Source organism: Bradyrhizobium sp. 956_D2_N1_4, from assembly GCF_052076025.1.
Classification (GTDB): domain Bacteria; phylum Pseudomonadota; class Alphaproteobacteria; order Rhizobiales; family Xanthobacteraceae; genus Bradyrhizobium; species Bradyrhizobium barranii.
Genome location: NZ_CP197237.1, coordinates 6,327,761 through 6,343,502, shown reverse-complemented (window position 1 = coordinate 6,343,502; position 15,742 = coordinate 6,327,761). Strand labels below are relative to the sequence as shown.

Sequence of the window (15,742 nt, the reverse complement as noted above, 5' to 3'; positions counted from 1 at the left end):
TGCTCGCGCGCTTCGCTGGCGGGCGCTGCTGCCCGCTCAGGCAGGAGACGCCGTTCCGTCCGTCGCCGTGGGCCCGGCACGCTCGTCATCCGAACACGGTTGCTTCGGCACCGGCAACAGCCAGTCTACGACTGAGGACGTTTGAGCAGCAAAAGCCCAAATTGGAATGAGCATGCCCGATGCCAACAGCCAGGCGCCGGGATCGGAAAGCAGCGAGGTCGCTTCGGCCTCCAGGCCAAGAGCGAGCGAAACAGCCAGCCAGCCGAGCAGCCAGAGGATGATCATCTGGCCGCTGAACGGGTCGGCTCGCTCGCCAACATCCTCCGCCGACTTTCGAGCCAGCACGGCCTCCTGATCCGCATGCACCCAGGCGCTCCAGCGCCAACGCAGGAGGCCGGCCGTGATCCATGCCCCCAGGACGACCGAACCTGCGAGCGTGATGAACTGCTCGACCCCGGAACCCCAGTCCCAGAACCATGAGGGAAGGCTGAAGGGTACGGGCAGTCGCGTGCCGTATCGTCTCCAGAGGACGAAAAAGATGACTGCCCAGGGCACCAGGTTGAGCCGTAGTGTCCACCGCAGAATGCGGACCCGTCGCGCGGCGCACTGATCGCGCCAGGTTTCCTGCGTTGAAGGCGCGAGCTTGTCCTGCCATCGGCTCCCGGCCGTCTCGGCGCACACGCGCGCCACCCGGAGCACAAATCCGTCCAGGTTTTCCCAGTAGGTCGTATGGTCGGACAGGGCCGCGCCGCGATTCCAGACCTGCACCGATGTCAAATTGGCGTTTGCCTTTTCGATCCTGGTCGGTCCGTTCGGCACCGGATCCTTCGACGCGTAGATATCGAGCCACCGGGACAATCCCCTGGGGTAACGCACCGGACTCGTCACCGCAGCCTGTGTGATGGGCGACAGGATCGTTCGCATCGCATAGACCAAGCTCGCCAGGAGAACACCGAGGAGGCCGACCTGAGCAACCGGCAGGTTCATGACGGCCTGGTACGCTTTCCTGAAATAGATGCTGACGAATGTCAGAAGCACGGTGACGAGGATCATGGCCGTCCATTTGGCGGTCTTCTTGACCCCGTCCCGCACGCCGTCGAGCAGCCTCAGGATATAACCGAGCGCCAGGCCCAGGACGCCAGCCCCCGCCATGACCAAAGAGGCCTGGACCAACTGTCCGATGCTGATGGCGTGCGAGTGAGAGCCCGCGAAGAGCATAACGAGCAATGCGATCACGCCCAGTGTCGTCATGGCAGCCACGGACGCCGCGTTGATACCTGAGTCTTTCTCTAGGCCTCCGGCCGCGAGGACCTTCAGACTGACGAGCTGGTTGACCCCCGACCCGAACGTCACCAGCGCATCGGGGAGCGGGGAGCTCTTGGACGGCCCCATGCTTTCGGCCGTTTCGTCACGGTCGACGATGCCGCCGAGCGCATCGAGGGTGACGGCCGCGCCCTGCGAGTGCGCAACGATCACGGTGCGTTCGCAGCGGTCCTTCAGTCGCGCGAGACCGTCCAGAATCGGGGCGCGTATGAGCGCGGCGCGCAGCGGGCTCTCGACGAAGGCAAGGCTGTCTCCGATCGTGCCCAGGAGCAGGGTTTGGGCTGACAGCATCAGGGACCGCAGTTGCGGAACCAGGCCTAGGATCAGCGTCAAGGCCGGCAGGACCATCAGGATCGGCATCAATGCCATGGCAATGAGCAGTCGTAGAACGGCGTCTGCGAACGCCAATGAAAATGCAATCCTGGACGCCTTCGGATTGCTCTGCCAGAATCGTTGCGCAATGTGCAGCGCGATGGCCCACGGCACCGCGCGAAGACTCCATGACACGAGCTCCGAATAAGTCGGCAAAGGAAAGCTCTCCGCCCACCAGCCTTCGGCGATGAGCCATTTTTCGCCGTCAACCCTGTCCTTGCAGCGAAACTCGACGACCGCCTCGGCGGGCTTGTCGCCGGACCGGTCGCCGCGATCCGCCCGGGTCACGAACGACGTGGTGCGGCCTGGATCTTCCGCCGTTGCCCGCCTGATGACCTTGAGCAGCGCGTCGCCCCAGCGAACCAGCGTATCGCGCGCCGGCTGGGTGCCGATCCCGTGGACGAAGAGAATGCCGAGCTGGAATTCCTTCATGGCTGCCGGGCACTAATAGAGGATGCTCGCTGTATCGAGCAGGATACCTGTCAGTTGAGGCAAGGCAAGCGATTCCGCAATCGAGAGTTAGGCGTCGAGTCATTTCTCAAGAGCACCCGGTGACATTTAACTCAGGTCACCGCCGCACCCGGCACTTCTGATTTTCAGAAATAGCGGTTGACCCGTCGGGCAAATCGCAAACCGATGAGTGTGCAATCCTTTCGGACATGATGAAAAATTCCGTCAAAACGTTCATAGAGTTCGGGTTTCATCCGATTGAGTTCAATTGCATCGAACTCGCCAGAAGACCTGATTGGTCGGGCTTGTTGATCGACGGAACCACCAGGCAAGTGGAAGATGCTCGCGCACTTTGGCCATCTCGCATCGAGACAACGCCCGAGACGCGCTCCTTGATACGTCTGAGCGATAACGGAAACGGGACTGAATCTAGCTACGTCCGCTTGTCGAGCGATAGGAGGCCACGGTCTCTTGGGCGGACACCGTCAGCTTTTAACCCGCTGCGGACATTGACCGGCTCATAAGACAACATTGCTGTCGCACCAAATCTCGTTTTTCTAAATACCATTCCAGAAATGTTTGAGATAAGCCGGAGTTAACATGTTCGGCTGGAGTGGGAGCTCGAAGGCGTAGCTTGCAGGAGGCTTATATGGCCAACTTGATGATCAGGATTGCGATGCTGGCAACGTGTTCGATTGCGCTGATCAATGCGTTCTCGGTCACTTCGGCTGTTGCGGCCCCGGGCACTGAGCCAGGTGGCAGTGATGCAGACTATAGCGGGATGGGGCAACGCTCCGCTTATCCGCCTTCGTCATACCCGAAGCGGTCGGGCGCCAAGGCCACTCACGCGCCCAAGGCCAAAAAGGCCAAGCAGTCCCTGTTCGACGCCCCCGCCTTTGCTCATGGGTATCGCGCAGCTTATTCGGCGATCTACGACCGCACTGACTATGCCTCTGCGATTGAGCAATTGAAAACGCTCGGCCACGACGACAATCCAAACGTCGCCAACCTCATCGGCTACTCCTACCGCAAGCTCGGTGACTACGAGCAGTCGCAGGTCTGGTACGAGCGCGCGCTCAAGGCCGATCCGAACCACGTGCTGACGTGGCAGTATTATGGACTGTGGCAGCTCGAGCGGGGCAACCGCGAGCAAGCGCTCTATCATCTCGGCCGGATTGCATCCATTTGCGGGACTGGCTGCGAGGAGTACCGGTCGTTGGCCGCCGCGCTAGAGAAGCCGCCCGGCACTAGCCTGGTTTATTAGGACAGCAGCGGTCAGAGCTCGGCGCTAACGCGACAGGTGAGGCCATGTCTGTTCATGGCCCAGGGCCGACATGCAGCAACCTCCCGCATCTGAGAGCCAAGCAGACGCGAGACTTCCAAGGGTTCCTTCACCTTGATCCAGGGATACATCCGAATAGGCAATAGCCGAACATCGTTTCGCGCTGAAGAGTAAGGCCGCTGCCGCTGGGCGCTAACCGGAGATGTCCGATGGTGCGGCAGGTTGGCGCTTTGCGCTTATGAAGAGAACTCTCCGCGTCCGGGCGGTCGCTATTGGCGCGCTGGAAGAGCTACCGTTTATCTGCCCGGTTCAATTGGAAATCCGAATTTTTGATATGGGTGATAGCTATGTCGAGTGCGATTGAGTTGATTGTAGACGGCTACGCGAGACTTCAAGACCGCGAATCGCTCGGGGATCTGAGGATGCACCGCCGTCGCCTGGCGGTCGACCTGGAAGCCAGGACGGGCTTCGACTGCCGGTCATCGATCGATCAACTCGAGCAGGATATCACAGCCATTGAGGCGGGGCTGGAGGCGCTTTCGGGGATAGGTAGAATGAGCGGCGTCGGGCGGAGCAGGTGACCGTCGAGGGGCTCCGGGCAGCCCCGCTTGTAGATCGCCCTTCGTCCCCAAAACTTGCCCCAGTTACCTTGTTTGCGGCCGCGCTCCTTCAAGCGACCGAGTGCTATTGATCGGGGGGGGATCCCCGTGACACACTGCGTGCTTTCTGATTGTTGCTTTGCAGAGGTGGAAATGACGTTGCCGCTGGTTGGAGTAGTTGTTGCGTTCGCGCTTGTTGTTAGCCCTGCATTGGCAGCCCCACCATCTTCCTGCGCCAGCAAGTTCGTTGGTACCTGGCAGCACGGTACGAGCAACATCGGTACTCTCAAGCCTGACGGCCAGGCGCTCTGTACCGGCAATCCTTTCTGCGTCCAAGGCACCTGGACATGCAGTGGGAACAGTCTGACTTATACAAACAGTGCTGGCACCTATATCTATACGCTACAGTCAGACGGCGTAATGACGTATGGGTCGATAGTTGTTGCTCGGATCGGAGGCAAAGGCGGCGCTGCTGTAGCGGCGCCAAGCAAGCCGACTGCGACGACCGCCCCGGTTAAGCTGACCAACAAGGGCACGCCGATGCAAACCGAGTATCAGCCGCGCGGATCGCAACCACTTCGAGCAGGCAAGAAGATTGCCGCTGACCCCGCACCCCCCGGCTTGGATTTAGGCCAACAAGGCGCCTGGGATACAAATGAGGCAGCGAGGGATTACGCGAAAAAGCTGCCGAAGTGGAATCCCGCTAAGTATCCGCTCAAAATGTATACCGATCGCAATCGCGAGAATATGGAGAAAGCTGCGCGCGAGCAGCAAGGTACCGAAGAAGAAAAGTAGTAGCAGCGATCGGAACATACTTCTCCACGCCGCTTGGACAGCGGCCGATTCAAGTGCGAGTGACTAGGGCGTGTACTCATAACGGCCTAGACGTCAGCTTCTGAGGCCAAGCGGAAATCTTATTGTCAGTCAGAGCATTACCGCTGGTGACCCGAAGCGGTCATTCTGACGGCATGAAGCGCATGCGGGCAATGGGATCCGATGCCTACGCTCTGCGCGCCGCCGACGACACCTGAATGAGATCGTAGACCAGAGGCGTCCAGCCTTGGAATGTGGGCAAGTAGCAGCTCTCCCGCGACGCGCAAGGCGGGACTGTCATGCCAGCTGGTTGAGCAGCGCCCTGGCGTCCCTCAGGACTGGCGTGTCGAAGCCTTCGGTGAACGAGCCATACGACGGCGCGAGGACGTCGTGAGCTTCCATGCACTTGCCTTGGTTGCGCCACAGGCGGGCGAGGCTGGTCGCAGCGCGCAGCCCAAACGTCTTCGCACTCTGGCGCTTGGCCACCGCGAGCGCTCGATGATAATTCTGCTCCGCAGCTGCTTGGTTGCCTCGCGCGTTCACCATGTCGCCTCGCAGTCGATACAGCTCGGCTTCACTGGATCGTTCCTCGGTCGTCTCGATCAGCTGCGCAGCCTCGACGAGGCAGTTCCGCCCCTCCTGCAGATTCCCGACCTTGGCGTGAGCCTCGGCGAGAAAACAAAGCGCGCGCGGCGTGTGCACGACAGCTCCGGCACCACGAAGCACCGAGAGCCCTTTCGCGAGCAACGGGATGCCGTCCTGCGCTTGTCCAAGTGCTGTCAACGAGCGACCACGCTGGAGAAGTCCGAGACCCAACCAGAGCGGAAAGCCATGCTCGTTCGAGAGGGACAGCAGTTCCTCCGCATGCCGCAATGCGTCAAGCGGCAAGCCAGCGGCCGCCTCCACTGCACACACCTTGCTCAACACAAAGGCCACGGTGAAGGGATGGTCGAGCGAACGGGCCTCCATTAACGCCTCGTCGACGCGCGCGCGTCCCTGATCGATGTGGCCCAGAAGCGCCAATGTCACCGCCAAGTGAGCCTGGCTCGCCGCGTGCGGATCGGCCACCGCTATGGCGGCACAAGTCGCGCGAGCGGCGGGATCTCTCAAGCCGTCACACAGCTCAAGAAGGCCGCGTGCTGTCACAAACTCCCCGCGATAGTAACAACTGGCGCCGTGGATATAGCGACCCAGCAGCAGAGTGGCTCGATCGTTTCTTGTGTCGCCCAATTTCTCCATCTGCTCGGCAAGGGATACCGCCAGCTTGTGCTCGGCCCGAACCGAATGGAAGCCCCATTGGAAATAGAGCAGCGGAGCGAGACGATCCGGTCGATCGAACCGCTCCGCGAGTGCTCGCGCCCTGTCGAGGGTATCGGCCACCGCCGGCGCCGAATACCCCCTAGCCGCCATCAGAGCCCGCCCGAGAGCAATCTGCAGGTCGAGTTCGTGCTGCACGGGCCGCGACTCCTCGGGCATGTTCGCCAGCAGTTCGAGACCCCTCTGCAACTGCGCTACCGCTTCCGTCATCGCCGACCGCGCGACCGCCTGCTGGCCGGCCTTGAGTCGATAGCCGACCGCCTTGTCGTTGAAGGCGGCCTCGGCACAATGGTAGGCCATGAGTTGCGGCTGAGCGGCCGCGATTTCAGGGAACTGGCTCTCTAGCGTCGTCGCAACGCGGGCATGGATATGCTGACGTCGACCGCGCAGCATGGTGCTATAGGCTGCGTCCTGCACCAGCGCGTGCTTGAAGGTGTACTCTGCATCAGGCGGGATCCCCCGCTGGAAAACCAGTTCGGCGCGAACGAGCTGCGTCAAGGCCCCGTCTACCTGCTGCTGCGGCATCGCTGCGACCGCGCTGATCAGTTCATGCGAGAACGACCGCCCGAGAGCGGCGCCGATCTGCGCCAGCTCCCGGACTGGCGCCAAGCGATCGAGACGAGCCAGGAGCGAGGCGTGGAGCGAGGTAGGGATGGCAAGTCGAGGCACGGGCTCCCTCGCATCGAAGCGGTCACCAGCGTCGGCCAGAATGCCACTGTCGATCACCGCCTTGGTCAATTCCTCGATGAACAGCGGTACGCCATCGGTCCGATCGATGATCTGTTCGGCGATCTCTTGGGGCAGCGCCTTGCCGCCGGTCACCTGCATGATCATCTCGGCGCGCTGTGGACGCGACAGACGACTGAGGCTCATCGATGTCACGTGCGAGCGCCCGGTCCAGGGCGGGCCAACTCGGGCCGGAAAGTGATGATCAGCAAGACCCGGAGGGTGGCCACCCGGTCGACGACGAGGTCCAATAAGTCGAGCGAGGTGGGGTCGATCCAATGCACATCCTCGAACACCATCAGCACGGGCCGGCGAGTTGCCAGTCCCTCGAGCTGGGCTAGGAGGACCTGGAGCGTCTTCTCCTTGCGCTTCTGCGGCGTGAGGCTGAGAGGTGGATAGCTATCGCCTGTTGGCACGGACAGCAGGTCCGCGATCAGAGGAACGGCCTCGCTAAGGTCCGCGTTTGCCTCCGTGAGCAACGCCTCGAGCTTGTCCAAACGTTGCTGGTCCGTATCGTCACGCCGGAATCCTGCTGCGCGCTCGAGCTGTGATATGGTCGGGAAAAGTGCACTGTCCTGGTGATGTGGCGAGCAGAAACGGCGCAAGCGAATATGTGGATCATCGCTCAGCCGCTCCACCGCGGTCTCGGCAAGGCGCGATTTGCCGATGCCGGGCTCACCCGATATCAGCACGACCGAGCCATCACCACGTTTTGCCTGCTGCCAGCGGCGCATGATCAGCTCGATCTCCTCATCACGACCGAGTAGTGGGGTTCTGGCTACGCGCAAGGCCTCGAAGCGGCTATCGACCGCGCTCGCACCGATGACTCGCCAGACCGGCACCGGATCGCGGAAGCCTTTGATGGACACGCTCCCGAGAGCGAAATATTCGAAGAGGCCGCCGATGAGGCGGCGGGTGCTGCCGTCGATCACCACTGTATCCGGCTCGGCCAGCGCCTGAAGCCGCGAGGCCAGATTGGCGGTTTCACCGACCACCTCGCACTGCTGCGATGGGCCGTCCCCGATGAGATCACCGACGATCACCAAACCAGTGGCAATCCCAATTCGTGCTCGCAATCTTACCCCTTGACCGGCATCGAGGCCCGTCACGGCCGCGACCAATGCCAGTCCGGCGCCTACAGCGCGCTCGGCATCGTCTTCATCCGCCCGCGGATAGCCGAAATATGCGAGCACGCCGTCGCCCATATATCTTGCAACGAATCCGCCAAATTTCTCGATCTGCTGGGCACAGCAGCGGTGGTACGCACCAATGATTTCCCGCAAATCCTCCGGGTCGAGCCTTGTCGAGAGCGCCGTCGAGCCAACTAGATCAGCGAACATCACCGTGAGTTGACGTCTCTCGGCCGAGGTCCAGGGAGTACGCACGGGTCTTCGTCCGGTCTCAGAGATCTCCGCAATCGCGCGCAACATCTTTTTGCGATGGCCGAGCGAGACACCAAGTTTTTCGAGGTCATTGTCAGTCAGTTCGCGCAGAACGCTTGGATCAATGTCGTTCTCGGCAAAGCGCTGCGCGTATTGCCCTAGGCCAAGTGTATCGAGCCACTCCGCAATCTGCTGCATTGGCTCCACCGACTGTCTGATTGACGGCCAGCCAAATTTTGGACTACGGCAGAAAAGTCTATCCCGATCGTTTCAGTATAGCATACTTCTAGCTTGCGGGGTTCGGCCGCGGCTTACCTTCGATTGTTGCCAAATGGTGCAACAGTACTGGTGCCAACTACCAAGCCGCGCATGGCATGATGAGAACAACTCGACAAATAACTGCAACGATATCCGCTATCGCTGGGCAGGGACACATGTCTCCTAGTGGCCCATCAGCGAAGTGGCGACACCCCTCACTGAGGTCAGCTTAGTGGGGCGTAGCGGACGAGATTTGCTCACGCTGAGTTCTTCGCCTTTTAACCCATACCGGAAGTCGGGCTCCACTGCATCAGATGAGATACCACGGCTCAAAACCCGCCCAACCATTGGCTTACATTTTTTATACCAGCGGCTTATTCTTTGGGTGTGCGAAGATGCCTTTCTGCGATGGGAGGCTACGTGAGGGGCTGGCAACTTGCGCTATCGCTTCGAGGAGTTCGCATTTGACACCGACCGGCGCGAACTGCATCGCGGGGCAGAGGTCGTTTCCATTACACCACAGGTGTTCGATCTACTCGAATACCTAATCCGAAACAGGGAGCGCGTCGTCAGCAAGGACGATCTCATCTATGCCGTTTGGAATGGGCGCAGCGTTTCGGATGCAGCACTGTCTACCCGGCTGAATGCCGCTCGTAGCGCAGTCGGCGACACGGGCGAGAAGCAGCGCTTAATCAAAACATTGCCGAGGAAAGGCTTCCGCTTCGTCGGTGCGGTGCGTGAAGAGGATGGACCTTCTAGCGCCGCCGTCGCCTCGGAAAGTCATGTGGAGTTGTCAAAGCCCGCACTGGCGCTGCCCGACAAGCCCTCGATTGCGGTATTGCCGTTCCAGAACATGAGCGGCGACCCCGAGCAGGAGTATTTCGCGGACGGGATGGTTGAGGAAATCATCACGGCGCTCTCGCGGTTCAAGTGGTTGTTCGTGATCGCTCGCAATTCGAGCTTTACGTTCGAAGGTAAGGCCGTCGATGTAAAGCGGGTCGGACGCGAGCTTGGGGTGCGCTACGTCCTTGAGGGGTCAGTGCGCAAGGCAGCGGGGAAGGTTCGCATCGCAGGCCAGTTGATTGATGCGGTGACGGGCGCGCACATTTGGGCGGACAGGTTCGAGCGTGACCTGACGGATGTTTTTGCACTTCAGGACGAAGTGACGGTCGCCGTTGTCTCAGCTATTCAGCCAAAGTTGCTTCAAACGGAAATTGAGATAGCGACGCGGCGGCGACCGGAGAACCTCACCGCATATGATTGTTATCTCCGAGCCCTGCAACAGTATTACCTTCCGACCCGCGAAGGGGTGGCTGAGGCGATAAGGCTGGCTCATCGCGCGCTGGAGTTGGACCCTGGGTTTGGCCTCGCCGCCGCTCTGGAAGGTGCCGGCCACGGGCACAACGTCCTTCTCGGCTATGCCATCGATCCTCAACGCGACCGCAACGAAGCAGTTCGGCTTCTTCGCTTGGCATTGAGCCTCGACGATAACGATCCAGAAACGTTAGCATGGGCTTGCCTAATCTCGGCGTACCACGTCGGCGACTGTGAAAGCGCGATCGAAATGGCTGACCGGGCGGTCGCGCTCAACTCCAATTCATATTGGGCATGGAACTGCAGAGGCAATGTCTATAGAATTGCGGGGCTGCCGGAGGAAGCGATCCGGAGCTTTGAACACGCCCTTCGCGTGAGCCCGGTAGACCCGCGCCTACACCGAGCGCTTTCTGGGATGGGCGTCGCCTTTATCGAGCTTTGTCGCTTTGACGAAGCAATCGCCGCAGGGAAGAAAGCCCAACGTCAGAGCCCCTCCTATTCGCCAGCTTACCGCTGTCTCGCATCCGCCTTCGCCCATCTCGGACGCGACGTTGAGGCCCGTGAGGCGGCGGCGCGTCTGCTTGAGATCGATCCTGCATTTACAATATCTTCGTGGATCGCTCGGGGCGGACAATCAAACGCGAAGCTGATGACTGAGGGCCTTCGGAAAGCGGGGTTGCCCGAATGAACCCGGTGTGCCGCCTCGTTCCCTGTGGCGGACACGCGGCCCTGTGAACCTCGGCGGCAGCTTGTGGCCCTTAGCGGACTTGATTGACGCTATGGCGGACTTCCGCTTTGCCGGAGATGGCCGACATTATCGCCAAAGTAGAGACTGCTTCCGTCAGTCCCTCTCCGTCGGCCGGGGAGGCGAGGATCGTGGGTGCACTGTCGCATCCACTGTTCAGCAGGCGAGCTGCCGGACACCCTTACGACTGTGCACGAACGAAAAGTGGACGTTTCTGGTGCGGTTTCTGGTGCGGCCGTCGCGGTGCGGGCAACGAAGATCAAGCAAGATACTGATATTCTTGGTGGGCCCGGCAGAAGTCCCACCCTTCAACAAAATCAATCATTTAATTTTGTCTCGGCGCCACAACGGACCGCAGATGGGCCAAAGGTTTTTAACGGATTGTCTAGCCAATCCCGGCGATTGTTTATCGGCAACAGGCCGTCGCGCCCGTAGCTCAATGGAGGTTGGCGTACCTATCAACCTACAAAGGTGTGACGTAAAGGTGGGGTCGCCCGTGCGCTGGCGCTGCCCGCTCGGTGTCCTGTAGCCCGGCGCTCCCGGCGCGCTGTGCAGGCTTCTTGCGACCTCGACGCTGACCGGCCTCACTGAACTCAACGCACGATTAGGGTGGGCACTTTGCTGTACGCGAGGACTTCATTGGCTTGGCTGCCGAGTACCAAGCGCCCTAAACCGCGACGCCCATGTGAGGCCATCACGATGAGATCGCAACCCTGCTTCTCAGCCGTTGCGATGATCCCCTCGGCGGGAGCGCTTTCTGGTACGTGAACGAGTTCGAAGTTGACGCCAACCGCCTTTGCTTGCTCGTCGGCTTCGTTCAGGATTCTTTGGGCCCACGCCGCTGCCGAGCCTTGGTAGCTTTCAATCGGATTGGCCTTGGTGAGCCTCGCTTCGTGCGCGATCTCCAAGGCCGACCACATAGGGGTCACGGTCACAACAACTACGGGGACTTTGAGTTCTTTCGCCAATTTGAGGCCATGCGCCACAGCGCGGTTCGCCAACTCCGATCCGTCCGTCGCAATCAGGATTTTCTTGTAGATCATTGGGGTCCTCCCGTTGTTTCCTTATTGAGTTCAACCTAACGACGAACCAATCCCGGGGCCCTTTATTTCGGGACGCACTCCACGTTGAAGGCAATAATGATCTGCGCTGGGTCGGCCTTACCAAGGCTCTTCAAGTCTTCCAAACCACTTCTCAGCTTGGTTCCTGCCTCCTTCAAGCTGCCCTCGAGTTTTGATTTGGCCGCGTTGCAGCGCTCTTCATTTGAGAATTCCTGGAACACCACGGTTGGGAGCAGCCTCCATTCCGCTCTGTCGTTTGTAGCGGCTGGACTAACTGAGTAGGAGAAGACGTACATCAGGACCCACATCGGTAACCTCGCTAACACCGCTGTGCAGCATCATTTCGTCGCAATGGTTATCAAGGCCACGTTGGCGGAAACCTCTACACCGAGCTTGGCGCCCCGAAGCTCAAGCACCACGCCCTTGTCATTGCGTAATTTCACGGCAGAGACGCCTGCCGCAACGGCAGCACCACCGCCAATGTCAGTGTAGGTCCCGGCGAGATCAGCCGGACTATTGAGGTTGAGAGCCGTGCCACGCAGGACACTCGTCGAGGCAGCAAGGGTCGCGCCGACGCTTCCACCTGCAACGATGAAGGCATAGCGCTTGCCATGGAATGTGAGGACGCCTTCACCGCTTCCAACTGCAGCGACTAGACCTGCCTTGCCGAAGACTACTCGAAGCGTACCGGTATCTGCTTGCGAAGGTGAGGCGGTGGCGCTCCAAAGAAACAGCATGAGCACAGCGCAGAGGATCGAAGACCGACGACATTTGATCATAAACATCAGCTTTCCCCCTAAAACCATTGTTAGAAATTGCACCGTGTTCCCCGCCTGATTAGCAAGTCATGATCTAGATCAAGCGGCGCTGGCGATGGTTACCTCCCGACACCCCTCACCCTCATCAGGGTCCTGTGGAGGGCGCCCCAAGCGCGGGGACCGCGCGACTGCGCCCCTTGAGGATATTTGCAATCGCGCAATCTAGGCTAATTTATATGCCGATCGGTACACAAAGGGCTGCATGAGCGCCTTGGCGGTCGGCCCGCCTCACTCCGGCAAATCCTTGCAGAGCTTGATCACGATCATGACTGTCGAGCCGACTGCAACCACCACCGCGCAGACAAACGGCAACTCTTGGAGCAGGCCGACAGGGGCCGCTCGAACACGGAGCGATCTTTTCAATTGCGCGAAGCGCAAGCCTGCCACACCCATCGGACATCTCCGTTTGGCCCCCAGCAGCAGCGGTCTGATACTCAGCGCGAAATGAGGCCCGGCTATTGCCGCTTCGAGTGTTCCCTGTACCAAGGTGAACAAACCGTTGCGAAGCCGTGGGCGGTTCACTTTTGAACTTAGGTGACCCACACTCGCGCATTTCGCGCATGCGACCCGAACGATGTCGAGCAGACAGAATTGTTATACGGTGAACTCGCTATGACCATCCGCCCTGATCCAGACGCCGTCGCCGCGATGCAATACTTGATGTGGGCGCTTGAGTTCATAGAGAAAACCGCTGATCGCGACGCCGCGCACCACGTCCGACTTGCCTTGGAAGCGCTGCGCAAGCGCCTTCCTAGGTCAACTGATACTGGAGAGTACGCGCCCTAGCCGATGTGCCGGATCACGTCCGTCTTCGCTGCTTGATCGCCCACAACCGGTGGGCTTCGTCCTCGTAGGGATCGTCAACTGTCGGTGGCGCGATCAGCTTCGCCCGTCGCCCTCAGGACGAGGGCAATGTCGGCATCCCCAATCAAGCGAGCCGGATGGAACGGAGGGGCGAGCGGTGGATTTTTTAGCCGCCGCCGAAGCCAGGCTCGCAGTTCAAGCCTGTCGAGCCGCGGCGCGGCTGCCAGGAACGCCTCGAAAAAACGCTGGCGCCGCGCTGCGTCTAGCCGCGCCCAGCCTTGCATCGTCGCCTCGGTCAGATCAGTGCACCGCATCTCGCGTGAACCTCCAAAGCGAAATTCAGCATACGAAACCCGAAAAACGGAAACTGCAAATATACCGAAGTGGTGCGGTCGCGCGGTCCCGGCACCTGCCCCTGGCCCCCGAGGGACCCGAGAAACCGATGGGCAAAAAGAAAGGCCGCCTGCGTTGCCACAAGCGGCCCAAGTCTAGGGAGGAAACGCCCCAAGGAGGGCAGCGATAGCGAGAGCGTTACCGCATAACTTAGCTAAGACGATCGCGATCGGCGGCTCAATTGAACGTAGGGAAGCGTCGAGCACCTAAAGGGGGCACGGACCTATACGAAGGTTTATGGCAAGCCGACCATTTCCGCACTAGGCGTAGGCCGTCACTGCCTGTGCATTACGTCGAGCATCGAGTACGGCGTCGCCCTCGACCTCGATGCGTGGTGGTGACCGTCATTGGATATGCGCGGAGACGAAAGGTCTTTCCCTTCGCTCAAGCCGAAGCTCCCCTTCGCGCGAGCTCACGGTGTAGACGTCGAGACCTCGTGTGCCGTCAGGCGCATTCGGTCTTGCCGCGGTCCGCGGCTACCTCGACCCTCGAGAAAGCAGTATGTCGTCCCAGACGACGCGACGGCCGGTCGTCCGTGTTTGATCTAGCGCAAGAAACTGGGATCGCTTTCAAGATAGCTTCCATCATTCAATGGTCCATTGGAGGTCGCAATGATCATTGAGCGTCTATCCCGGGAACACCGCAACATTGAGATGCTGCTCGCCGTGCTTGAGCGCGAGCTTGAGATTTTCGATCGCGGGGGCCACCCCGACTATGAGGTCATTCGCGCGATCATCAGCTACTTCGAGCTCTATCCGGAGCTGTATCATCATCCCCAAGAAGAATTGGTCTTTGCCAAGCTAAAGCTTCGAGATCCAGCTGCGGCGGCAAGGGTTGGCGATCTAACGCTTGAGCACCAAAAAGGGACCCAGCGTTTGCGCCGCGTCGCTCAGGCGATCGACAGTGTTCTGGCGGATCGGGAGATTCTTCGGCAAAATGTGGACAACATCGTGCGCGATTTCGTAGAGAGCGAGCGGCGTCACATCATGATCGAAGACCGCGATTTCTTCCCCGCCGCCCTTAGGGTTCTAAAGCCTTCAGATTGGACTGAGATCGCTTCGGCCTCAACGAATCATGAGGATCCGCTGTTTAGCGAGGCTGCTGAAGAAACCTTCGACGCGCTACGAGCGCGCATCTTGCGGATGGAGCAAGAGTCCGAAGCTGAACGGCACTAGAAGTGCAGTCAAGGGCCGCATGATTTCTGATCAAAATGCTTCAAGGCAAACGCCAAAAGGAATTGACGCCCAGTGGGGTTGGCTAGTTGATGGAGCGTCCAAATGGCAGATTGTGTGATTGTTCGAGCCTACGGAAGGCAATTAGATCAATTGCGTGCAGAAGCGTTCCGCATTGCACGAGGACGACAAATCGACTGGTGGATAGACCGTGGCGACAAAGGGACGCATTTTTGCTTCGAGAGTGCTGAAGCAAAACAAGCGTTCACCTCAATGTGCGACAACTTCGCCGTCCCGTACGTCGAAGCCTAATCATTTAATCTAATCGTGGCTGTCGCTCTTGTTCGTTCTCGCCTGTACCGCACTGGCGATCCGGCTGGTTGCGGCCACGGTTTGCGCGGAACCCTCCGACTCGATCCCACTTTGTTGTTCGCTGGGATGGGCGGCGCGGGCGAGCAGATGGAATTGCGAAGCGCGAACAGGTCTGTTGGATCGTCCGGCACCGTGGTGAGTGAAGACCGCGAGTCAAGTCCGGGCCGTGTCTTCAGGTGCCGGGATCTCTCCGATCGCACTCCGGGCATCGGCCATCTGTGGCGGCGCCGAGTTGACGGCCGAATTCTTCCCTGAGGACGTCCGATGCCCAGAACTCGCCATCGCTCTTGATGATTCTTTTCGCCCGCTCAAAGGCATGGCTCTCGGCGGCATCGTCGCCGACGCGGATGATAACCCGATCGTGGAAAGGACAGACAATCGTGGCACGGGTGGTTTCGAGCGCGTAGCGCACAACCGCGGTCAGATCGTCGGCATTAATTTTGCTGGACATCGTGGCTCTCCTGTCGACGTCGCGGAGCGAAATGCAAATCAACCCCGGGCTTCTGAAGAGGAGGTCGGCATGCTTACAAACCCCAATTCC

General features: G+C 59.9%; 14 protein-coding genes. 6 read left to right on the top strand and 8 right to left on the bottom strand.

Features of this window, described 5'->3' with window-relative positions; translation table 11 throughout:
* Positions 1–36: 36 nt before the first annotated feature.
* On the bottom strand, positions 37–2,127 hold the full coding sequence (locus tag AB7535_RS30035; protein ID WP_231143436.1) for a hypothetical protein: 2,091 nt from the start codon (positions 2,125–2,127) through the stop codon (positions 37–39).
* Between the two features lie 667 nt (positions 2,128–2,794).
* Between AB7535_RS30035 and AB7535_RS30030 the strand changes: the two genes are divergently transcribed.
* The 3 genes from AB7535_RS30030 to AB7535_RS30020 all read left to right on the top strand — a co-directional run bounded on the left by AB7535_RS30030 (position 2,795) and on the right by AB7535_RS30020 (position 4,821).
* Positions 2,795–3,409, top strand: a complete 615-nt coding sequence (locus tag AB7535_RS30030; RefSeq protein ID WP_354113100.1) for a tetratricopeptide repeat protein — start codon at positions 2,795–2,797, stop codon at positions 3,407–3,409.
* A 365-nt stretch (positions 3,410–3,774) separates the two neighbouring features.
* Positions 3,775–4,008, top strand: coding sequence for a hypothetical protein (locus AB7535_RS30025; protein WP_439037438.1), 234 nt, complete (start codon positions 3,775–3,777; stop codon positions 4,006–4,008).
* 171 nt (positions 4,009–4,179) lie between these two features.
* Entirely contained in the window at positions 4,180–4,821 is a 642-nt protein-coding gene (locus tag AB7535_RS30020; RefSeq protein ID WP_231143433.1) for a hypothetical protein, read from the top strand.
* Positions 4,822–5,136: 315 nt separating this feature from the next.
* Here AB7535_RS30020 and AB7535_RS30015 read toward each other — a convergent pair whose 3' ends face one another.
* Positions 5,137–7,029 carry an ATP-binding protein gene (locus tag AB7535_RS30015; protein WP_439037437.1) on the bottom strand — a complete coding sequence of 631 codons (1,893 nt, stop codon included), beginning with the start codon at positions 7,027–7,029 and terminating at the stop codon, positions 5,137–5,139.
* Between the two features lie 5 nt (positions 7,030–7,034).
* Positions 7,035–8,462, bottom strand: a complete 1,428-nt coding sequence (locus AB7535_RS30010) for an AAA family ATPase (protein WP_439037436.1) — start codon at positions 8,460–8,462, stop codon at positions 7,035–7,037.
* 496 nt (positions 8,463–8,958) lie between these two features.
* On the opposite strand from AB7535_RS30010, the gene AB7535_RS30005 reads away from it, so the two are divergent.
* Positions 8,959–10,524, top strand: coding sequence for a winged helix-turn-helix domain-containing protein (locus AB7535_RS30005; RefSeq protein WP_231143431.1), 1,566 nt, complete (start codon positions 8,959–8,961; stop codon positions 10,522–10,524).
* A 650-nt stretch (positions 10,525–11,174) separates the two neighbouring features.
* Here the strand turns inward: AB7535_RS30005 and AB7535_RS30000 are convergent.
* The 4 genes from AB7535_RS30000 to AB7535_RS29985 all read right to left on the bottom strand — a co-directional run bounded on the left by AB7535_RS30000 (position 11,175) and on the right by AB7535_RS29985 (position 12,853).
* Positions 11,175–11,624 carry a universal stress protein gene (locus AB7535_RS30000; RefSeq protein WP_231143430.1) on the bottom strand — a complete coding sequence of 150 codons (450 nt, stop codon included), beginning with the start codon at positions 11,622–11,624 and terminating at the stop codon, positions 11,175–11,177.
* 62 nt (positions 11,625–11,686) lie between these two features.
* Positions 11,687–11,950, bottom strand: a complete 264-nt coding sequence (locus AB7535_RS29995) for a hypothetical protein (protein ID WP_231143429.1) — start codon at positions 11,948–11,950, stop codon at positions 11,687–11,689.
* Positions 11,951–11,980: 30 nt separating this feature from the next.
* A complete protein-coding gene (locus AB7535_RS29990; protein WP_354080151.1) occupies positions 11,981–12,427 on the bottom strand; it encodes a hypothetical protein in 447 nt (148 codons plus the stop codon).
* 261 nt (positions 12,428–12,688) lie between these two features.
* Positions 12,689–12,853, bottom strand: coding sequence for a hypothetical protein (locus tag AB7535_RS29985; protein WP_231143427.1), 165 nt, complete (start codon positions 12,851–12,853; stop codon positions 12,689–12,691).
* Positions 12,854–14,268: 1,415 nt separating this feature from the next.
* Between AB7535_RS29985 and AB7535_RS29980 the strand changes: the two genes are divergently transcribed.
* Positions 14,269–14,832, top strand: coding sequence for a hemerythrin domain-containing protein (locus AB7535_RS29980; RefSeq protein ID WP_038958702.1), 564 nt, complete (start codon positions 14,269–14,271; stop codon positions 14,830–14,832).
* Between the two features lie 102 nt (positions 14,833–14,934).
* Positions 14,935–15,141 carry a hypothetical protein gene (locus AB7535_RS29975; RefSeq protein WP_085400494.1) on the top strand — a complete coding sequence of 69 codons (207 nt, stop codon included), beginning with the start codon at positions 14,935–14,937 and terminating at the stop codon, positions 15,139–15,141.
* A gap of 232 nt (positions 15,142–15,373) precedes the next feature.
* On the opposite strand, the gene AB7535_RS29970 is transcribed toward AB7535_RS29975, so the two are convergent.
* Positions 15,374–15,652 carry a hypothetical protein gene (locus tag AB7535_RS29970; RefSeq protein WP_231143426.1) on the bottom strand — a complete coding sequence of 93 codons (279 nt, stop codon included), beginning with the start codon at positions 15,650–15,652 and terminating at the stop codon, positions 15,374–15,376.
* Between the last annotated feature and the right edge of the window lie 90 nt (positions 15,653–15,742).